This window comes from Acinetobacter sp. GW821-FHT01E09, from assembly GCF_059422385.1.
The window spans coordinates 1,459,863-1,478,185 of the sequence record NZ_JBWKWU010000001.1 but is presented as its reverse complement, the minus strand read 5'-3'; the positions used below and the strand labels follow the sequence as shown (position 1 = coordinate 1,478,185).

Below are 18,323 nucleotides of genomic sequence, written 5' to 3'. Positions count from 1 at the left end.
CTCGTCCGTAGACGAGTTTTTTATGCTTTTCAATTTTTAAATTAAGAAAAGTCTAAGCCTTTTTCAAATGCTTTTAACTCGTGGCGAGCCATTGCTAAGTTTGATTTAGAACGATCTAAAACAAGATAAAGGAATAAGTTTTCATTTGAATCAAGTGGGCGAATCAAATGATACTGTTTACCTAATGTAATTAAAATATCTTCAATTACATCATCTAATTTCAGTGCTTTTGCTACTTTACGCTTAGCACGAACAACTTCAGTATTACCTGCTGCTGCTAATTCTAAGTCTAAACCTGCACCTGCAGTCGCTAAAGATAAACCACTTTCGCTATCTACTAATGCAGCACAAACGAAACCATCGATATCAGTTAATTGATCTAGTGTAATACGAGCCATGAGCATCCCCGTTTCTTTCAACATTGTTGTTCGCTTTAGTAATTCAATTTTTATTTTGCTTTACTAAAACACTTTACTATTTAGCTAAAAATATTCATTCCTAACTAACATGGATAAATTAGTATTCTTTTTTTGAATACCCATTTAATTTTATTTGATAATCAATTTTAATTAATTATTTCCCACACTCATTTTAATAGCATAAAAAATATTAACTATTCAATAGAAATTTAAAAAATAAATGACTAATTTGACTATTTAAAACTTTTGAAAAAACCCAACAAATACCGGATAGAAAAAACCCAGTACAAATCTCATTTTTCAAAAAAAATGCAACTGAAGTTACATTTTTCACAATGGCTTATCTATATATTTCTCATCAGTAATTCTGAGGTGGATTTAAGCTCATAGAGCATCTGTCCCAATAAAATATCTTTGTTGGTCATCGCCACTAAAACCAGTGGATGCTTTGGATGAGGAATGGCTGTCAAAAGTGCTTTTCCGTTCTCAGCATCCAAGGTAATTGTTTGACATCCAACGAGATTGATTTCTGAAACAAATGCGGTTACTAGGGCTAAAATCGAACTACTCACTGCGGCAATCTTTCCAGAATTGCTAATATTTTTCTTGTTGACTAAAGCAATTTCAAACCCATCAGAAGTACACAACATGATGAACTCTACACCACTGACAGAGTTCAAAAGCTGCCTGATTTGTTTTTCAGCATATGCTACAAAATCATCAGGTACTTTTCGAGATGTGTTTAGGTCAAGCATATTCAAGAAAACCCCATAAATTAATTTGTAAATCCAGCATTTTCAAAAGCCGAAAACACAGGTTTTTCAGACTTTTTCCAGCAACAGAATTATTTGATATACTTCACATTTTACACTCAATTCTATCTGTTTTTATTGGCTTGTAAACATGTTTTTTCACTTTTAATTTAATTTTTTGAGCACTGATATTGCGCCACAAAGCTTCAAATTGTCAGATTTTTTTCAACAAGGTCACTTTCAAATAACTAATATCATAAATTGAGTGCATCTTACACCTTATCTGATTTAATTTTAACGATACAGCATTAAAACAAGCTTAAATTTTACCATTGATTATTTTATTGATATTAGCAGTTAAACTATAAAATCACTTTATTGATATTATATTAAGCTTTTATTAAAAGCAGATTTGTGCGCTATTATTCGATATAAGATAAATTGATCTTATAAAAACTTTACATTTTATTTTTTGATTTGGTTATTTTTTGTGTTTATATTTATTTCATCCAACTGCTGGATGCCAAAAATTAATTTAAAAAAGGTACAAGACAATGAATAAACTTCTACTCTCTCTTGGTCTGATTGCAACGATTGCACTTGTTGGTTGTAATAAAGATAAAGCGCCAGAAACAGGGGCGACCACAGGTGAACATGCTGAAAATGCCGTAGAACAAGCAAAACATGATGCAGAACATGCCGCTCAAAATGCAGCTGATGCGACGGCGAAAGCCGCGGATAATGCAGCAAATGCAACTGCGACTGCTGTAGATCATGCCGCTGATGCAACTGCACATGCTGCCGATGCAACTGTTGATGCTGCTAAAGATGCCACTGCAACTGCCGCTGGTGCTGTTGAAAAAGGTGCTGCGGACGTTAAAGAAAAAGCAAGCCAATAGTTTTAATCTGAAAAAAAGCTCCTAAATATAGGAGCTTTTTTATATTTGTCATATATTTAGATTATCAATGAATCAGCTTTCAGTTACTTGGAGTTTTGTTTATGCCACATTCTCATCACCTAGAACAGCATTTTATACAACGTACAGGCTGGTTAAGAGCAGCGGTCTTGGGTGCAAATGATGGCATCATTTCTGTGACCAGTTTAGTGATGGGAATGGCAGCGAGTGGTGCGTCTAGTCACACGCTATTGATTACCTGTATTGCGGGATTGATTTCAGGTGCAACCTCAATGGCTGCCGGTGAATATATTTCCGTCAAATCTCAATCAGATATTGAAGCGGCGGATTTAAAAATCGAAGCTCGCGAATTAGAAAAAAACCCGCACTTAGAGCTTAAAGAACTGACTCACATTTATATTCAACGCGGTTTAGATCCCGAATTGGCACATCAAGTTGCCGTTCAACTCACAGAAAAAGATGCCTTAGAAGCGCATGCACGGGATGAAATTGGGATCAATGAAGCAACTGCGGCAAGACCATTACAAGCTGCTGGTTCTTCAGCGTTATCGTTTTCAATAGGTGCCTTATTTCCAACATTGTCGATTCTGTTTAGCCCCGAAGCATATTTAGAAAAAATTGTTTTAGTAGTCGGTATCTTATCTCTGGTCATACTCGGTGCCTTATCCAGCTATTTTGCGGGCACATCAATACTCAAGGGTAGTTTCCGTGTGGCGGTATGGGGAATTATCGCAATGGCGTTCTCAAGCTGGATTGGTTCTCTGTTCCAAGTCACTCCGATGTGATCTAAGCCTGTATAAAATAAGCTACACCTTAAAGGTGTATTTGAATTATATTTTTATAATAAATACCGAACATAATTTGCTTATTCCAATTGGCTTGGGCAAAGTAACTTAAAACTCAAGGAGCTTAAGTATGTCTTTATTAGAACAATTAGGGATAAAACATCCCATCTTACTTGCACCAATGGCAGGCGTTTCTACCCCACTATTGGCAGCGGAAGTATCAAATCAAGGGGCTTTAGGCGCTTTAGGACTCGGTGCAAATACCATAGATTCTGCACTTCAACAAATTCAAGAAACCCAAGCGTTAACACCACATCCTTTTCAATTAAATTTTTTCTGTCATGAATCAACAGCATTAAACACTGAATCTAATACGCTGTGGAGTCAACATTTAGCTGCTGAATTTAAAAAATTTGGCGCAAATCCACCCACAGAATTAAAATGCATCTACCCGAGCTTTAAAGACAATGATGATTTTTTAAACCTGTGTTTAGACACTCAACCCAAAGCGGTAAGTTTTCATTTTGGTATCCCGCATCAATATCAAATTCAAAAATTAAAACAAGCCGGTATCATCACTCTAGTTTCTGCAACCAATCTGGCTGAAGCGCTGGCTATTGAAGAAGCTGGGATTGATATTATTGTGGCTCAAGGTATCGAAGCCGGTGGGCATCGCGGTATTTTTAACGCTCAAATTGATGGTGCAATTAAAACCGCAGATCTAGTCACGCTTATCAAAAAACATAGCTCACTGCCTGTCGTTGCAGCAGGCGGTATTATGAATGGGCAACAAGCCAAAGCCATGTTAAATCTTGGTGCTGATGCCGTGCAATTGGGAACAGCTTTTGTGCAATGTAAAACATCAAACGCCAATGTAGCATATCGCAAGGCCTTATTTGATCACCCACTCACTCAAATTACCTCAAGCATTTCAGGTCGCCCAGCACGCGGTATCATCAATCATTGGCAAGCGAGGATTGATCAGCCCGACCGACCGCATGTAGCCGCCTACCCTTATGCTTATGATTTGGCAAAACAGCTAAATGCTTTCGCGGTGCAACATGGTGATACTGGCTTTGGTGCATTTTGGGCTGGAAGTAATGTTGGACAGATTCGTGAATTAGAGGCTCAGGATCTGGTTAATCAATTGGTTGTGGAAATGAACCATTCTTAATGCTCAACTCAGCTGTCAATAGAAGCTGAACTGCAGCAGCTTCTATTTATACTTATTATGCTTGGCTTTGTTCAGCTAACATATACACTAAATCTAATTCAGGGCATGCATACCCCAATCCTGTCATTGCAGCGGTAATTTGCCCACGATGATGTGTGCCATGATTAAATACATGCATAAGTGTGGCAGCATAAGGCAAAGTCAGTTCTTGTCCAGAAACGCGTTTATAGGTTAAATCTGCATTTAAGGTTTTTTCATCTAACTGCTCTAGAAACTCAATCCAATTCTTCGACTTCTCTTGTAATTCATCTAGTAATAGTGTTTTTCCGGTTTGGATCATTGTATTTAATGCAATTGCAGGTGATACCCCCTGCTTAAAGCGTGAATACCAGAGATAATGCTCACCCAACAATAGATGATTCAAGGTGCCAACAATGCTTTTAAAGTAAAGACCAACATCCTTGTTAAAATCATCATCGGATACAGATTTTAAACTTTCACAAAGACGCTGGGTTGCCCAGATATTGTATTGTGCCAGTATTCTGAAAGAGTCTTTATTCATGACTTAAATAAACCATCATTGTGGGTATATGAAATATAGGGTCTGTTGACAATTCGTCTACGTTTGCGACTACGTGTGTTTTTTAGGCGGTACTAGGCGCGAAATACGAAATTTAGTCATTCTAAATAAGTAGTTCGTAACAACGTAGCGGCAAAAAACACACTAGTCCCCCGCTGCGCCTTGCGCTGCAAACAAAGCAGTGCTTTGTTCTTGCTCAGGGTTGTGGCTAAAATTATCTCAGCCTTCGTTATGAAACTTGAAAATAGTCTCGCTATTCTCTTCGTTTCATGTCTTGCCTGCTCAATTTTAACCTACAACGCAAGCCATTTATGAAATGTCAACAGACCCTGATCAGCTTGATAAAAATGCCATTTTGACTAGAATAGCGACAAAATCAATAAAGCTAGCTTGATGCTCATGTTAAATCAAATTTTTTGCCAATCGGTGAATCATTTTCCACTTATTTGATTAAGTTTTAAATTTTTTAACAACTTATTCAAAATACAAGTGAGATTTATCATGTCTGCATATCATCAAATACGTGCGCTATATGACCGTGACACGATTACAGTTTATCAAGCCTATAACCAACAAATTGCACAATTGGCGGTACAACAACAAAAGTTTGTTTCGCCCTTTTCCTTTCACAGAATGACATGGATAAAACCTTCATTTTTATGGCTAATGGAAAGAAGTCATTGGGCAACAAAATCCAACCAAAATCATATTTTGGCAATCCGTATTCAACGTGATTTTTGGGAATATTTACTCCAGCAAAGTATCCATACCGACCCGACACTCTCTGCGCATAAAAATGGCGAACACTGGTTTGAGTCTTTTGAAAATGCCAAAGTTCATATTCAGTGGGATCCTGAACGGAATTTAAAGGGAACTAAGCTTGAACAGCGTAGTATTCAAATTGGGATGAGTCGTTTTTTAATTCAAGCGTTTAACAACACGGCGATTCACTCAATCCAAGATATCACGCCTCTTGTAAATAAGATGGCGCAATTTCGACGTCTAGGACAGTATAAACACGCTGAAAAGCTCTTGCCTAAACAACGTATTTATCCTTTAAACGATGCATTAAAAAAACATTTGGTGATTGGTTGATTCAGTATGGGAGTTCGCTTCCATACTAATTACACCTTATTGATTACACATCCAATAAATTTAGCGACTCAACCTGTACATCACTCATCGTATTGCCTTGTTCAAGCAAGTGATTAAAGTAAGCCTCAACAACTTTTGCTTGTTCTATCGTGCTTTCCACTTTGTACATATTTTGACGGAATTCATTACTAGAATGTAAGCCTTTGGTGTACCAAGCAATATGCTTACGTGCAATTCGGCAACCCGAGTATTCACCATAGAACTGATAAAGTTCAGACAAATGGCCCAGTAATACGTGTTTTACTTCTTGAATATCTGGTGCTGCTAAATATTCACCTGTTTTTAAATAATGAGCAATTTCACGAAAAATCCACGGACGCCCTTGGGCTGCACGTCCAATCATGACGGCATCAGCACCAGTATAGTCCAATACATATTTGGCTTTCTCTGGACTGTCGATATCACCATTGGCAATTACAGGAATAGTGAGCATCTGTTTGACTTCTTTAATCAAACTATAACGTGCCGTATTTAAATACATATCCTCACGAGTTCGACCATGTAAAGCTAAGGCTGCAATTCCGGCTTCTTCTGCTCTTTTCGCCACACGGATAATATTCTCATGGCCATTTAAAAAACCTAACCGCGTTTTTAACGTCACAGGCACATCAACCGCTTTTACCACTGCATCTAAAATTCGGGCAACCAAATCTTCATCTTTCAGCAATGCCGAACCTGCCAGTTTATTACAAACTTTTTTTGCTGGGCATCCCATATTGATATCAACAATTTGCGCACCATTTGCAACTTGATAACGTGCTGCCTCAGCCAACTGATCTGGTTCAGATCCTGCAATTTGCGCTGAAATCGGCGCTAATTCACCATCAAAATTTGCCCGATATAAACTCTTTTTGGTCATACGTAAGGTCTGATCAGAGGTCATCATTTCACTTACCGCATGCCCAGCACCAAAGTATTTGCACAGTGTCCTAAACGGACGGTCTGTGACTCCAGCCATAGGTGCGACCCAAAGTTTCTTATCTATTGATTTATCAAACAATTCTGTAATAACGTTGTTTTGACTCAATTTCTGTGACCTCTTTAAACTTCTTTGAATCGCCTGTTATTGACTTCTAATGCTCATTTGTTGCACTTTATTTGCACCGCAAAATATTTATGATGCAATTTGCATGGGTACAGCCACTAGATAGTCAATAAAGATGGTACTTTGTGTTATGGTACCTAAATATGCTTACAACGTGAAAACTATCCACCTATGCAGTTTTAAAAAACTTTCAGCAAAAAATCATTAGCTGATGAGTGGATTAAAAGAACTGAAGCTGAAATCGAATTAAACCTAGAAATGATGCTCAATCCAAAAGAAGAACTAAAGCATCGTACTTTGGTCGAGTTTATTCATAAGTATTTAGAAGAAGCGGATAGTTTTGCACGGACTAAGACTGGTGCACTTACTACTCACATTGCTAGTTTAGAGATTTCTGAGAAAAATATCTATTCCTTAACTCGTCAAGATTTTTCAGAAAATGTTATTTCACTTCGTAAGGGCGAACCATTGAAAGGTGTAGATGGTGTTGCGTCAACTACTACTTTAAAAGATATGAGTTATATTAAAGTGGTAGTTGTTTATGCTGAGTATGTTTGGCTGGTTAAACCTTTCACCATCCAAAATCATACACGTACATAATAATTAAAAATTTATAAAGGACATATCACATTCACTCATCGGAACAATCCTATGTTTTTTCGACCAAATTCCTTCAGTGGTAAGCTGCCCATTTTTACCAAACTGCCCCCTAATCACATTATCACTTTTAGTAATTCATAAAATTTTATTGAACTTTTTAAAATTTGCTTCTAATCGTCATAGAGCTAGATGATCCCTCAATAAAGATATTTCCGAGAATGATAGGAATTCGATTATAGGAAGACCATTTTTTGAATGATAAATTTTAGATACAAACTTAATTATTCTAAATTGAATTTATAAACAATAATTTAATATGAATTTGCACATAAATTCTTATAAAACTAGACTACATAAAAGCAAATGATTATCATTACCATAAAGGTGTTTCAACATCACAACTTACTCAATTATTAAATATAAGGTAATAAAACTTGAACTTTTCAAAACATGTAAAATTTATATCTACATTACTGGTAGGTAATCTCATAGTTTCAAATATTTATGCGAATTACACAATGCCCCCACTAGTATTCTATGGCAATACATCAAGCCCCCCAACTTTAGATATTTCTCAAATAAATAGTATGTCTCAACTATTACAACAAAATAGTTACAGGAATTATGGATTTGCAAATATGCCCAATATTTCCCCATCTATCGTTTCTTCTGCAACTAATTGCACTACACCCAATCCAATTGAGATAGCAAATGGAGAAAAATTGCATGAAGAACCAATATTCACGACTGGTTGGGAAATGCCGCTGTCATATTCCAGTTTTTATCATTCTAAAGATAAAGACATTAAAGTCAGGCTGGCAAAATAACTTCGGAACTATGATGTATCCAACTGGCCTTAGCTCGAATAATAGAAAGGTAAGACTGGCACGTGCACTTCCGAATGGGCAGATGTCTTTTGCTGAATATAGAGATCCGGGTAAATTATCACAACCGTTCACCAATCTGGATGGAAGTGTTGAGACATATGAGGTTTACAGTGGTGGATTATCTGCGTTAGATATCGGAATATTAAGAAGCCGGAAAAATATGCATGGTATTGGTTGGGAAAAATTTAAAAATAATGGAACAGAAATAATTCACACAAATGGTAAAAAAATTAAAATTAAAAATATTGACTCATTTACAACTCAAGTTATTGATCCCGCGAACAATATATATACTTATATATATAATGACAAAAAGGATTTAGTTAAAATTATTTATCCAGATAACTTAGGAAGTAAGTCCTTTCATTATGGTGAAAATGGCGCAGGTGAGAAAAAGTTAACTGGTATTTCAATTAATGATAAAAGGTATACTACCTACCTTTATACAGGTGATAAAGCTACACAAAGTGGACGTAGCAATGGAACTCAAACTTACAGTTTAAATTATGGTAATAATTACACTATAGTAACTAATCCTTTGGGAGCAATATCTAAATATATTTATACGGATAACACAAAAAGCAAATTATCAAGAATTGAAAGAAGTGGGGTAAATAATTGTCCTGATAGCAGTTCCACTGTCACTTATGATAATAATGGTTATATTAAATCAAAAGTTGACTGGAATAATATAGAAACTTTCTATACTCATGATTCGGATGGTAGGTTATTGGAAGAAAAAAATATTGATAAGACTATAAAATATTACTGGTTAAATTCACCTAGCTTACTTAGTAAAATTGAAATTCTAGAAAACAATAATGCAATTCAAGAAATTAATTATAATTATTATTCACAGAATGAACCTGCAAAAAATAGAATTAAAAGCATAACATCATGTAGTAAATTGGGGACTTCAAATTGCAGTGTTACTGGTTACGGCTATACTTTACATAATAATGGCATGCTCAAAAATATTTCCATTGTTAAAAACTCAAAATCAATATCATATACTTATGATGATATAGGAAATCTGATAGAACAGGTAAATTCCGCAGGACATACCATAAAGTATAGTGACTATGATAACTTAGGTAATGTAGGAAAAATTATTGATCCAAATGGGATGATAATAGAATTTGTTTACGATGCTAGATCTCGTATTATAAGTAAAAGAAATACAATATCTGAAAATAATACTAGAATTGAAAATTATAAATATGGTCCTTTTGGAATAACCCAAATTGAAAAAGATGGCATGAGAGAAACCATAAATTATGACGATTTTGGAAATATATCAAATATTACACATGGCGTAGGAGATCAAGTAATTAGTGGGCAATTTTATACATATTCTAATTTAGGTAAATTACTGACCGTTGAGTATAGAGAAGGTAATAACATTCGCTTTAGTCAAAGCGTTTCTCATAATCAATTAGGATGGACAACAGCTAGTAAAGGAAATAACAACCAAAATGTTCGTTACGAATATGATGCAAATGGTAATATAATAAAAAAAACTGATTCTTCAAAAAAAGTTACAAGATACATTTATGATAAATATAATAATATGAGTGAAGAACATCGCCCAGATGGCTCAACGATTGGTTCTATCTATGACCAATCAGGGAATGTAGCATTTGTTCGGGATGGAAATGGAAACATAACTAGATATAGTTATGATGGGTTTGGTAACCTATTAAGTATTAGTAGCCCTGATACTGGTAACAGTTTTTACGAGTATGACTTAAATGGAAATATCCATTAAACTGACTAGATCAAATGGTGTTGTAACTACTTATACTTATGATGCTTTGAATCGACGAACAAAAGCAATTACTGGTACATCCGTTCAGACATGGATTTATGATCAATGTACTAATGGAATAGGACGACTTTGTGGTACATCCGATGGTGTAACAGCAAAAGGTTATGAATATACTAAAGATGGAAAAATAAGTGTACAAACAACTTCGATTAATGGTGTGAGTTATCCAGTCTATTGGACATATGATAGTTACGGACGCTTAGAAAGTGAAAGTCGTCAGAACGAATCTTATAAAGTTACCTATAGTTATGATGCTTTGAGTCGCGTAAATAGTGTCAAAATCAAAATTGATGGTGTAGAACATACAGTAGTTCGTGGTATTGAATATGAACCATATGGTGGAATTAAAAATTGGACTTATGGAAATGGTCTAACAAGAGTAGCAAACTACGATACAAATTATCGTTTAACTAGTTTAAATAATTTATCATACTCATATGATGTGAATAATTTGATAAGAGAGATTTACGATAGAACCAAACCTCAAGATCTAACTATATATGAGCATGATGATATTGGACAATTGGTTTTATCTAGCGCTTTTTCTGAAAATTTCGAGTTGAGTGAAGTCTGGCATTTTGACAAAAATAGTAATCGAACTAAAAGCACAAGTAATAATCAATATACTTTTTATCAAACTAATTCAGGCAATAAATTATCAAATACCACCAATATTGAACCAAAATCCTTTATTTATGATGATTTAGGAAATATTACTCAAAAAACAGGTCATGGGGGAAATTTGAATTTCACTTATGACGGTTTTAATCGTCTAAACACTGTAAATGATAACTCAACAATAACTACATATGATTATGATGCATTTAATCTTCGTAGTCGTAAAAGTAGTAATGCAGGTAGTGTGAATTATGTTCATTCTCCTGATGGCCGTTTAGTAGCTGAAACAGATCTAGCAACAACTCAAAATGGTTCATTGAATACTGTATATATTTGGCTAGGTGGAAATATTATAGGTATGGTTCGCGGTAATCAGCTTAACTATGTCCATAACGATCACTTAGGTAGACCTCATAAGCTTACCAATTCTAACAAAGATGTCGTATGGGAATCTCGCCATACTAGTTATGACTCATATGTAATTCAAAGCAATATTGGCCAGTTTAATATTGGATTTCCAGGTCAATATTATGATGCAGAAAGTAATCTATGGTACAACTGGAATCGATATTACGATGCAACGACTGGCCGTTATACACAAAGTGATCCTGTAGGACTAGCGGGTGGTACAAATACCTATGCATATGTTGGCAACAATCCTATTAGCTTTGTAGATTATCAGGGTCAATGGGGAATTCCTGGCGCTATATATGGTGCAATTGCAGGTGGAATTGGTGGAGGAATCACTGGCGGATGGCAAGGAGTATTAGTTGGTGCTGCTACAGGTGCTGCAGTAGGTGCTTTAATGCCAACCTCATCTCATGCTGTAGGAGCAGCAGCAGGAGCAGCAATTGGTTCAGGAGTAGCAAGCTTGGCTGGTCAAGCTACAGGTAATATTGTACAAAATCGAGATGTTATGGCCATGGAAAATTATAATTTCTATGCTGCAGGTGGCGCTATGGTAGGTGGTGCAGCTGGTGGCCCAGTAAATCATGTATTAAGTAGATTTGGTACTAGAGTAAATATGATAGGTAAACCATTAGGTACTCGTGGATACAACCGCACCCCTGGTATGTTTGCAGGTGCTGTATTCGAAGGTACAGTTGTTGGCTCATCTGAATTCATTGGTGGTGGTTTGAAACCAAACGATATACAAGTAGGATGTGCTCCATGATATGGTTTAACGCATTTTTGTTCTTTTTAATTTTTTGTTTATACTTTATGTTTATAGTATATGTATATTCAAAAATTCTTGTGGATATAAGCCACAAAAAAGGCTTAATAAGAGATTTAATGGGAATATTTGTTTATCTACTCATGATTCCTTTCTTTGGAGCTCCACTGATTATTGGATCAGAAATTAATGGCTATAAGGAATTGATATCTAAAAATAATTATTATTTCTTTTTTAATCTAATCTGTTTTGCTCTTTCACTATTGCCTGGGATTCTTGTTTTTAACAAGTACTATTTAAAGAAAGCTAAAAGAAGAAATTTTAGGTATTAAATAATAGTGAATTTTGATTAAATTAGAGAGTGAATTTATAATTAATTTCACTCTCTATTTTTTTGCTCTTAGATAGTATTTTTTAAGATCTATCGAAAAATCTTGTATTTACTGCACCATATTTGCGCCTTACACCAAAAAATCAATCCAACTACTTAATATTTAATAAAATCACCAAAACATCTATCACACCTGCCATAGGTGCAACGATTAAATTATTTGACAGTTGATAAGGACCAATATACATATATATTCATACATTTTTAGACCTTCATAGTATACTGCATCTGCCATAGTGGCTCATCATTTTCTGAGTATGTTTTCTTCGACATGAAAAAATTAGTTCGACATCACGCATTTCTTAAATCTTTCAGCGTGTTAGCTCTTTCTTTAAGCCTAGTCGCTTGTGGTAAAGGTTCATGGTTTGCCAATGAAGATGATGAACAATTAAAACAAGAGCAAATCAGAAAACTGATTCCAAATCGTGTCAATCAACGTGACTCGTGGGCAAAAGACATCTACGATATTTCCAATGAATTAAAAATCCCAACCAACAAAGAAAATATCTGTACCATCATTGCGGTGGTTGATCAGGAATCTAACTTTGTTGCCAATCCTGTCGTGCCAGGTTTGGGGGATAAAGCGGTAAAAGAAGTCACCACACGTTTAAATGAGAAATTTGAAGATAAACTTGGAACCACAATTGGTGGCACTGTTGCTTCATATTTTGAGAATGTTTTAAAAAATCAGCCCTCGCCTGATGATAACTATTTAAAACAAATGAGTCGTGTCCGCACTGAAAAAGATTTAGACGTACTTTATCGTGAAATCTTTGATTATATGGCAAAGCATTATCATGTGAGTGCGCTGACGGGTGCGGCAAAATTTGTTGGTCAAGATATTGCTGAAAAAATGAACCCAATCACAACATTAGGTTCAATGCAGGTTCATATCAATTATGCCAAAGAGCATAAACGCACCAGTATGAACATCAATGAATTACGTGATGATCTATATACTGAATTTGGTGGTTTATACTATGGAATCCATCGTTTAATGATGTATCCAGCAGATTATGATAAACCGATTTATCGTTTTGCTGACTATAACTCTGGGATGTATTCGAGCAGAAATGCCGCTTTTCAAAAAATGATTGATAAGCTCACTGAAGCTGATCTGGCACTCGATGGTGATTTACTCTCGTATGACAAAAATGGCGACCCACGTCCAGCGATAACTGATACAGAAAAAGCTCTCACTGCTTTATTTTCAAAAAATAATATTTTAGTTACGCCTAGACAGTTACGTAGTGATTTAAAAGACGAGAAACAGCAAGATTTTGAAAAAACTCAAACTTATATCGCTGTATCTAAACTTTATAAGAATAAAACAGGTAAAGATCCAATGTATGCCATAATGCCAGAAGTTGTCATTTCTGGGCCTAAATTGAGTCGTGATTATAATACTAACTGGTACGCAAGCCGCGTAAACGGACGATATGAAACATGTATGCACCGAGCAAAACGTTTAAAAATTTAGCATTATTTGATTTTGACGGAACCTTGTGTAAAAAAGACAGTTTCACAGGGTTTATTTTCTATGCTTTATCAAAAAGACATATCGTAAAGCAAGGCATCAAAATTTTACCGTGGATTCAGGCCTATTATTTAAATATCTACCCTGCCAACTCCATGCGTATCAAATTATTTAATGCAATGTTTAAACAAGCCGATGCTAATGAAATTCAAGATATTGCAAACGAATACGCTCAACGCTTAGTTCGACAACTGGATCAAAATCTTTATCAGCAGTTATTAAAACATCAAACAAATGGCGATGATGTTGTTTTGGTTTCAGCATCTGTAGATATTTACCTCAAAATCATTTGCCAAATCTTAGATATCGATTTGATCTGTACTGGTACTGAAGTCATAGATGGCAAATTTACTGGCAACTATTCCACGCCAGATTGCAGTTGTGAACAAAAACGACTTCGTATCTTAGAAAGATATGATTTAGATCAATATAATAAAATATTCGCCTATGGGAACAGTGAAGAAGATTTAGATATGCTTCATTTGGCCGACTATCAATATATGGTTGGTAAGGATCAGGTTTTACCCTATTTAGAAGATGAAAAAAAATTTGCGTAATTCAGCACTGAGATTTTTCAATGTCCTATATCAATATCATCATGCCACTCTCTGAATTCTATCCCTATATTCAACACGAGTTAAAGAAATATCAAATTGAAATGGCAATAGAATATTTTGATTCAAATCATAAAATTCAAATGAAAATTGCCACGCCTGATAATTTACAAGAACAACTTAGCCAATATGATCATCCTAATCTTGGCTTCTATTTTCTCGATCAAGCTCAAAACATCAGTAAAGATAAAATCTACAAAGATGAATACTGTATATATGCGATTGCAGGTGAAGGTGGTCGAGAAACAGAGGATACGTTAGAAAAAATAAGTTTAAGAATCATCTCAAAAACACCCGATAAAAATATTAAAAGTTTTTTTAGTGCGATCAAACGTAAATTAAATAACGATGAAAATTTTGGTAAAGGTGTACAAGGAGGCTCTCGTTTCCATGATCAACATTTTTACTTAAAGTCATGGGTCGGCCATAAATTTTTTAAATCCGATCTATACAACGAAAAAGCACCATTAATCATACCCAAATAAAAACCCCGCCAAAGCGGGGTTATATTTCTTAGAAATCTTAAAACTAATCAATAAATCGACATGTGATTACGATGAATCATTTCTAAAGAACGTGCTTCACCTAACACCTGATACACCTTATCCGAAGCTAAACCTTTAACAGTTTCAGCAGAACGCGAACTAAAGTTCACCCGTCCAACCGCGACTCGATGACCATACTGATCAACACATTCCACAACATCACCACGATCAAAATGCCCTTCAACAGCTTTTACCCCTACAGGCAATAAACTACGATGGTTTTCTTTAATGGCTTTGACAGCACCATCATCTAAAACCAAACGCCCTGCAGTTTGAAGGTGTGCAGCTAACCACTGTTGATGTGCTGTAACACGATCATCATCAGTAATGAATAAAGTACCCAATAATTCACCCGCCATTAAACGAGCCAATACATTGTCACTTTCACCACTGGCAATCAGCGTTGGACAACCTGACTTGGCAGCCAGACGAGCAGCGCGAACTTTGGTCAACATACCACCACGACCAAACTTACCACCACCGCCTGCCATATCAAACAAGGTTTCATCCATTGCGCGAACAGTATGGAATAATTTTGCATTTGGATTAGAACGCGGGTCTGAATCAAACATCCCTTGCTGATCAGTCAAAATGATCAGTAAGTCTGCATGAACTTGCCCTGCAACCATTGCTGCAAGCGTATCATTATCACCAAAGCGAATTTCATCAGTAGACACTGTGTCATTTTCATTGATTACAGGAATCACTTTCCAATCAATTAAATTCTGCAGTGCATCACATGAGTTAAGGTAACGGCGGCGATCCGCAAGATCATCATGAGTTAACAAGACTTGTGCCGTTTGGATAGAATGCTTTTCCAACACGCTTGACCACGTATGAATTAGCCCCATCTGACCAATGGCAGCACAAGCTTGTAGACTGGGTAAATCGGTGGGTCGATTCTCTAGCTTCATACGAACCATTCCTTCAGCCACAGCACCTGAAGACACAAGAATAATCTCGTGTCCTGCATTGTGTAGATCTGCAATTTGTTTCGCCCAATGCGAAATTGCATCCAAATCTAAACCTTGCCCATTTGCTGTGAGTAAAGATGATCCGATTTTAACAACGATACGTTTTAAAGCCTTGAGCTGACGTTGCCCATCTACCACTTCTATCATCTTGTCCTCGGTCTTTCTTTTCTAAATGGGTATCTTTAGAAATGATAGATACCCTTAGAAATTAGCGTACGTAGTACACTTCCATTTCGCCATCATCCTCGCCATCGTCATCCTCATCATCTTCTTCCTCTGCCAAAATACCAGCAAGACGTTGTTGACGACGCATTTCACGATAAGCTTCTTTTGCAGCAATCGTTTGCTCACGTGTTTCAGCTTCAAGCTGATCACGGAATGCTTTCATTTTCGCTGCATACTCTGGATCTTCGTCTTCCAACTCACGTTGTTGCTCGATTTGATCCATGAGGTAATACACAACAGGTTTGGTACCTTCTTCAAGCAAGCCTGAAGTTTTAAATACAGGACCATCCCATTGTAATTCTTCAAGAATATGATTACACCATTCTTCTTGAGTATCATCAGTTAATTGATCAAGTTTGTTTAAAACAAGAACAATCGGTAATTGAGCCAATGTTGGTGAGAATTTTTTCAATTCTTCCACAATCGCTTTGGCATTGTAGGCAGGATCTGAACCATCAATCGGTTGTACATCGACAATATGCAAAAGAATACGTGTACGTGCCAAATGCTTAAGGAAGCGAATCCCTAAACCTGCACCTTCTGCTGCACCTTCGATCAATCCTGGAATATCCGCCATAACGAATGAACGATGACGATCCGCATCGACCACACCCAAGTTCGGTACCATTGTTGTAAATGGATAATCTGCAACTTTTGGTTTAGCTGCTGATACTGCACGGATAAAGGTAGATTTACCTGCATTCGGCATCCCCAATAAACCTACATCCGCTAGAACTTTTAACTCTAAACGAATTTCACGGTATTCACCTTTGATACCATGTGTACATTTACGCGGAGAACGGTTAGTCGATGATTTAAAATGAGTATTCCCCAAACCACCATCGCCACCATGTGCAACTAAAACCTTTTGGCCATCTTCAACCAAATCACCAATAATATCGCCAGACTCTGTATCTACAATGGTTGTTCCTACTGGAACTTTCAGAATAACTGATTCACCACCACGACCAGCACAGTTTGCGCCAGCACCGTTTTTACCACGTTCAGCGCGAAATTTACGGGTATAACGATAATCTACTAAGGTACTGGTATCGTCGTCAGCTTGAATATATACGCTGCCGCCACGACCACCATCACCACCATCTGGGCCACCAAATGGTACAAATTTTTCACGGCGAAAACTGGCTACGCCATTGCCACCGTCGCCAGCCTCTACGGTAATGACTGCTTCATCAACAAAGCGCATGCTGCCAATCCTCTAAAATCTTTAAAACCCCATATTCTGCCATATTTTCAAAAATTTCTCGAATAGTATTATTCAGCTAAGCATGAATTTTCTTAAACATTTATTGTGAGAGGCTTGATAATACATATTTTTATTCGATTTCGATTGTTTTTTATTCACATATTTTTCTATAATCAGTTCGCTGAAAATCAATAATTCAAAATTAAATCACGCTTATTTTAATGAATCTCACAATTTCTGTTTATTCGCATGCATTTTTTGATTTTCGATCGTCCAGATTAATTTTAAGGAACACTCATATTGTCTATCGTCCAACTCAGTGCTGCGCTTGGACCCGCAGAATGTGAACTTGCTGTAAAATATACGCTTGAAGAAATGCACAAAGAAGCCAAAACAAAAAAGATCCATCTCCAAACAATTGAAAGCCATGCAACTCAATATGGTTATTCCTCGGTACTGCTCAGTGTCGATGAGAATGCCCGAACATGGCTCAATACTTGGCTTGGTACAATTCAATGGACTTTTCAAAGTCCAATTCGTCCACAACATAAACGTAAAAACTGGTTTGTAGGCATCACACTATTTGATACACCGTTACAACTCCCTGCAGATGACACCATCACTTTTCAGGCCTGCCGTGCTTCAGGTGCTGGTGGACAACATGTCAACACAACAGACTCCGCTGTCCATGCAACGCATGTTGCATCTGGAATAAGTGTAAAGGTCATGTCTGAACGGAGCCAACATGCCAATAAGCGTGTGGCAAAAGAATTAATTGCTCTCAAACTACAACAACAGATGGAGAGCCAGCAAGCCCATCAGAAACACGCTCAACATTTACAACATGCGTTGATCGAGCGAGGCAATGCCGTCCGAGCATTTAAAAAGTGATGTTT

General features: G+C 36.4%; 16 protein-coding genes and 2 pseudogenes. 11 read left to right on the top strand and 7 right to left on the bottom strand.

Annotated features, from left to right (window positions below):
* Positions 1-41: 41 nt before the first annotated feature.
* Together AC07U8_RS06830 and AC07U8_RS06825 are read right to left on the bottom strand one after the other, a co-directional pair.
* Positions 42-398 (bottom strand): hypothetical protein, encoded by a 357-nt coding sequence (locus AC07U8_RS06830; protein WP_004721834.1) that lies wholly within the window; start codon positions 396-398, stop codon positions 42-44.
* Between the two features lie 365 nt (positions 399-763).
* Positions 764-1,174 (bottom strand): roadblock/LC7 domain-containing protein, encoded by a 411-nt coding sequence (locus tag AC07U8_RS06825; RefSeq protein ID WP_004721835.1) that lies wholly within the window; start codon positions 1,172-1,174, stop codon positions 764-766.
* A 551-nt stretch (positions 1,175-1,725) separates the two neighbouring features.
* Here AC07U8_RS06825 and AC07U8_RS06820 point away from each other — a divergent pair.
* From AC07U8_RS06820 to AC07U8_RS06810, 3 genes are all read left to right on the top strand, one after another.
* On the top strand, positions 1,726-2,070 hold the full coding sequence (locus AC07U8_RS06820; RefSeq protein WP_004820201.1) for a hypothetical protein: 345 nt from the start codon (positions 1,726-1,728) through the stop codon (positions 2,068-2,070).
* A gap of 101 nt (positions 2,071-2,171) precedes the next feature.
* Positions 2,172-2,873, top strand: coding sequence for a VIT1/CCC1 transporter family protein (locus tag AC07U8_RS06815; RefSeq protein WP_004820198.1), 702 nt, complete (start codon positions 2,172-2,174; stop codon positions 2,871-2,873).
* A 130-nt stretch (positions 2,874-3,003) separates the two neighbouring features.
* Positions 3,004-4,047 (top strand): NAD(P)H-dependent flavin oxidoreductase, encoded by a 1,044-nt coding sequence (locus AC07U8_RS06810; protein ID WP_494737559.1) that lies wholly within the window; start codon positions 3,004-3,006, stop codon positions 4,045-4,047.
* 55 nt (positions 4,048-4,102) lie between these two features.
* Here the strand turns inward: AC07U8_RS06810 and AC07U8_RS06805 are convergent, their stop codons facing one another.
* Positions 4,103-4,609 (bottom strand): DinB family protein, encoded by a 507-nt coding sequence (locus AC07U8_RS06805; RefSeq protein ID WP_494737558.1) that lies wholly within the window; start codon positions 4,607-4,609, stop codon positions 4,103-4,105.
* Positions 4,610-5,128: 519 nt separating this feature from the next.
* Between AC07U8_RS06805 and AC07U8_RS06800 the strand changes: the two genes are divergently transcribed.
* Positions 5,129-5,722 carry a DUF4291 domain-containing protein gene (locus AC07U8_RS06800; protein ID WP_004820193.1) on the top strand — a complete coding sequence of 198 codons (594 nt, stop codon included), beginning with the start codon at positions 5,129-5,131 and terminating at the stop codon, positions 5,720-5,722.
* A gap of 43 nt (positions 5,723-5,765) precedes the next feature.
* Here the strand turns inward: AC07U8_RS06800 and dusB are convergent, their stop codons facing one another.
* Entirely contained in the window at positions 5,766-6,782 is a 1,017-nt protein-coding gene (gene dusB, locus AC07U8_RS06795) for a tRNA dihydrouridine synthase DusB (RefSeq protein WP_494738582.1), read from the bottom strand.
* Positions 6,783-6,912: 130 nt separating this feature from the next.
* Between dusB and AC07U8_RS06790 the strand changes: the two are divergent.
* The 3 genes and pseudogenes from AC07U8_RS06790 to AC07U8_RS06780 all read left to right on the top strand — a co-directional run.
* A pseudogene (locus AC07U8_RS06790) lies at positions 6,913-7,385 on the top strand (tyrosine-type recombinase/integrase); the annotation flags it as partial.
* A gap of 768 nt (positions 7,386-8,153) precedes the next feature.
* Positions 8,154-10,082 (top strand): RHS repeat domain-containing protein, encoded by a 1,929-nt coding sequence (locus AC07U8_RS06785; RefSeq protein WP_494737557.1) that lies wholly within the window; start codon positions 8,154-8,156, stop codon positions 10,080-10,082.
* Positions 10,066-11,934: an RHS repeat-associated core domain-containing protein gene (locus tag AC07U8_RS06780; protein ID WP_494737556.1), complete on the top strand. Its 1,869-nt coding sequence runs from the start codon at positions 10,066-10,068 to the stop codon at positions 11,932-11,934. Before AC07U8_RS06785 ends, AC07U8_RS06780 begins: the two co-directional genes overlap by 17 nt.
* A 513-nt stretch (positions 11,935-12,447) precedes the next feature.
* On the opposite strand, the pseudogene AC07U8_RS06775 reads toward AC07U8_RS06780, so the two are convergent.
* Positions 12,448-12,513, bottom strand: a pseudogene (locus tag AC07U8_RS06775) (hypothetical protein); the annotation flags it as partial.
* Positions 12,514-12,596: 83 nt separating this feature from the next.
* On the opposite strand from AC07U8_RS06775, the gene AC07U8_RS06770 reads away from it, so the two are divergent.
* Genes AC07U8_RS06770 through AC07U8_RS06760 form a run of 3 tightly spaced genes read left to right on the top strand, consistent with a single transcriptional unit; the run spans position 12,597 to position 14,961 of the window.
* The gene (locus tag AC07U8_RS06770) at positions 12,597-13,805 is read left to right on the top strand and encodes a DUF1615 domain-containing protein (protein WP_419338497.1); all 1,209 of its coding nucleotides are present in this window, start codon (positions 12,597-12,599) and stop codon (positions 13,803-13,805) included.
* On the top strand, positions 13,772-14,419 hold the full coding sequence (locus tag AC07U8_RS06765) for an HAD-IB family hydrolase (RefSeq protein ID WP_004820178.1): 648 nt from the start codon (positions 13,772-13,774) through the stop codon (positions 14,417-14,419). Before AC07U8_RS06770 ends, AC07U8_RS06765 begins: the two co-directional genes overlap by 34 nt.
* A 20-nt stretch (positions 14,420-14,439) precedes the next feature.
* Positions 14,440-14,961, top strand: coding sequence for a hypothetical protein (locus AC07U8_RS06760; RefSeq protein WP_494737555.1), 522 nt, complete (start codon positions 14,440-14,442; stop codon positions 14,959-14,961).
* Positions 14,962-15,008: 47 nt separating this feature from the next.
* Here AC07U8_RS06760 and proB read toward each other — a convergent pair whose 3' ends face one another.
* Positions 15,009-16,142, bottom strand: a complete 1,134-nt coding sequence (gene proB, locus AC07U8_RS06755; RefSeq protein WP_004721861.1) for a glutamate 5-kinase — start codon at positions 16,140-16,142, stop codon at positions 15,009-15,011.
* A gap of 61 nt (positions 16,143-16,203) precedes the next feature.
* On the bottom strand, positions 16,204-17,427 hold the full coding sequence (gene cgtA, locus AC07U8_RS06750) for an Obg family GTPase CgtA (protein WP_004820174.1): 1,224 nt from the start codon (positions 17,425-17,427) through the stop codon (positions 16,204-16,206).
* Between the two features lie 300 nt (positions 17,428-17,727).
* On the opposite strand from cgtA, the gene prfH reads away from it, so the two are divergent.
* On the top strand, positions 17,728-18,318 hold the full coding sequence (prfH, locus tag AC07U8_RS06745; RefSeq protein ID WP_494737554.1) for a peptide chain release factor H: 591 nt from the start codon (positions 17,728-17,730) through the stop codon (positions 18,316-18,318).
* Positions 18,319-18,323 lie beyond the last annotated feature (5 nt).